Source organism: Rhodoferax sp., from assembly GCF_039922535.1.
Taxonomy (GTDB): domain Bacteria; phylum Pseudomonadota; class Gammaproteobacteria; order Burkholderiales; family Burkholderiaceae_C; genus Rhodoferax_B.
Genome location: NZ_JBDTEM010000427.1, coordinates 1 through 2336 on the forward strand (window position 1 = coordinate 1; position 2336 = coordinate 2336).

Annotated in this window: 2 protein-coding genes and 1 pseudogene; all 3 read right to left on the reverse strand. The window is 63.5% G+C overall.

What is annotated here, in order from left to right; translation table 11 throughout:
- A pseudogene (locus ABI213_RS20275) lies at positions 1-502 on the reverse strand (polyamine aminopropyltransferase); the annotation flags it as partial.
- 17 nt (positions 503-519) lie between these two features.
- Positions 520-738, reverse strand: a complete 219-nt coding sequence (locus ABI213_RS20280; RefSeq protein ID WP_348009020.1) for a DUF350 domain-containing protein — start codon at positions 736-738, stop codon at positions 520-522.
- Between the two features lie 19 nt (positions 739-757).
- A complete protein-coding gene (locus ABI213_RS20285) occupies positions 758-2296 on the reverse strand; it encodes a DUF4178 domain-containing protein (protein ID WP_348028436.1) in 1539 nt (512 codons plus the stop codon).
- Positions 2297-2336 lie beyond the last annotated feature (40 nt).

Consider the following 2336-nt stretch of genomic DNA (forward strand, 5'->3'; position numbering starts at 1 on the left):
CGGTGCGGACCAGGCCCAGGTGCGGCACCAGCAGCAGCGGAAAGGCCAGCGACACCGCCAGCGCGCCCAGGTAGTCGAAGGTCAGCACCTGCGACACCAGGTCTTTCAAGGCCACGTTGCGCTGCAGGATGCGCATCACCAGCGGAATCTCCAGCCCCACCAGGGTGCCCACCAGCAGCACCAGGCTGTACAGCAGCGGGCGGAAAGCACCGGGCACCGTCGCATTTGCTACAAAAAGCAGAGCTGGCAGCGCACCCCCAATAAGCGCTACCAGCAGTTCTATGCGTAAAAAGTGCGCGGGCAACTGGCGCTCAAAAAACCGCGACAAATACGAGCCCACGCCCATGGCAAACAAGTACGTGCCGATGACGGTAGAAAACTGCAGCACCGAGTCGCCCAGCAGGTAGGACGCCAGCGCGCCCGCCGCCAGCTCATACACCAGCCCGCAGGCCGAGACGATAAAAACCGAGGCCAGCAGCGCCACCTCAACCGGGCGCGGCCCGGCAATGTCACGCGGCTTCAATGGATGGCGGCGGCCACGATGATGCAAATGCCCAGCGAGGTGGCAGCGACGACGAGCGCCAGCGCCAGGTTCTGCTTTTCAATGATTTCTTCCCACAGCTTGTAGGGTGTGAGTTTGTCCATCACCACAAAGCACAGCGCAAAAATCGCCACGCCCACCAGCGCAAAAACGATGGAGCCCAAAACCACTTCGGGCCGCAGCCATTCAATCACCATGTTGATCTCCTTCAAAAAATTATTTGTGTCCGCCGCCGCTGGAAAAGCCGCCGTAGGAGCCTCCCGAGGTGCGGGTGCTGGAGCTGCAGTTTTCGACATTCGGGTCGCAATTGCTGCTGTTGCTGAACACGATCACCAGCACCACCAAGATCACGATGATCCACAGTATCGTTTTCGGGGTGATCCCCGCGATGCCCGTGCCCAGCGGGCTGGCATCGCTGCGTTTGAGCAGGTCTTTCTTGCCCTCCAGCTTGAAGGCGGTGGCCACCAGGGCGCTGTCGATGTTGCTGCCCACCGACCAGGTGACTTCCTGCACCGACTGCTCCATGGACAGCAGGCTTTTGCCGCTGGAGAAGTCGCGGTTGCTGGTTTTTTGCCCGCGCTGTACCTGCCAGTAGAACTCGCCCAGCACATAGCTGGTTTCAGCGTTGTAGCTTTCCTTGAGCTGGTAGCGGCTGCCCAGGTAAGTAGCGCTTTTGCCGCTGGCTGCCATTTCGGGTGCGCCGGTGGTGGGCTTCACCAGGCTCCAACCTTCGGTGGAATCGACCAAAAACACAAAGCCACGCTTGGCGTTGAAGAGCAAATACTCTTCCCAGCCAAACTGCTCATCATCCCCTGGTGCCATGCCCATGCGGTGCTGGAAACCCACCACCTGCCAGTCCACTCCCTGCAGTTTGCCGGTCAGGCCCAGGGGAATCAGCGGCTGCACCGGTTCGTCTTGCGTGGCGTGCCGCAATTCGGCACCGATGCCCTGGGTCAGGTCGATCAGGCTGTGGCAGGCCCCGCAGGTGATGCTTTTGCTGCTGGCCAACTGCACGGTGATGGGCGCGCCGCAGCTGGGGCAATCGAACTGGCGGCCTTTCTCGTCTTTGACCGACTCGGCATGCAGGCCGACCAGTTGCAAATCGTCCAGCAGCACGGCGCTGCCGATGGACAGGCTGGGCGGCCGGGTGCTGTAGTCCACGCTGAGCACTTCGCCGGTGGCGTTGCGTAGCTCGACCATCGCGAAGGGCTCGCCCAATGCAGGCAGGCGCGGCAGCTCGCCCTGGGCCGACAGCAGGGAGACGGTTTGGTTGGAGGCGACGCTGAAGGTTTTGCCGTTGATGGCGGTGGTAGCTCCCACGCGGAACTGCTCGGCCATCGGGATGGCACGCTGGGCCCATTGCGCTGATGGGGGCGTGGTGAAGACGTAGGTCCCGTTGTCTTCGCTCAAAAAGGCGCTGGTGCCGTCGGCACGCACCGCGTGCCATTCGGTCCAGGTGCCCTCGGCATATTTGTACTGCAGGCGGCCCACCAGGGTAAAGGCCTGGGCCTTCCAGGTGCCGCTGGCCTGCAGCTGCAGGGGGCTGTGGTCGTCGAACAGCTCGGCCATCTTGCCGATGCGCGCCAGGGTTTCGCCGCTGCGTACTACCGTGCTCTGGCAGTAGGCGCAGACGGCGTAGGTGGACTGCGCGCTGCGGAAATCCACCGGCGCGCCGCAGCCAGGGCAGGGCGCGCGGTAGCTGCGCTGCACGGGTGGCAGCGGCGGGGGTGAAGGAGGGGGTGGGCTGGTGGCCATGGAGCGGCTGCGCGCTGCGGGCGCTGGCGGGCCAGCGTGT

Coding starts and splice junctions, on each gene's coding strand:
- ABI213_RS20280 (WP_348009020.1), bottom strand. CDS start 738: ATGGTGATTGAATGGCTGCGGCCCGAAGTGGTTTTGGGCTCCATCGTT.
- ABI213_RS20285 (WP_348028436.1), bottom strand. CDS start 2,296: ATGGCCACCAGCCCACCCCCTCCTTCACCCCCGCCGCTGCCACCCGTG.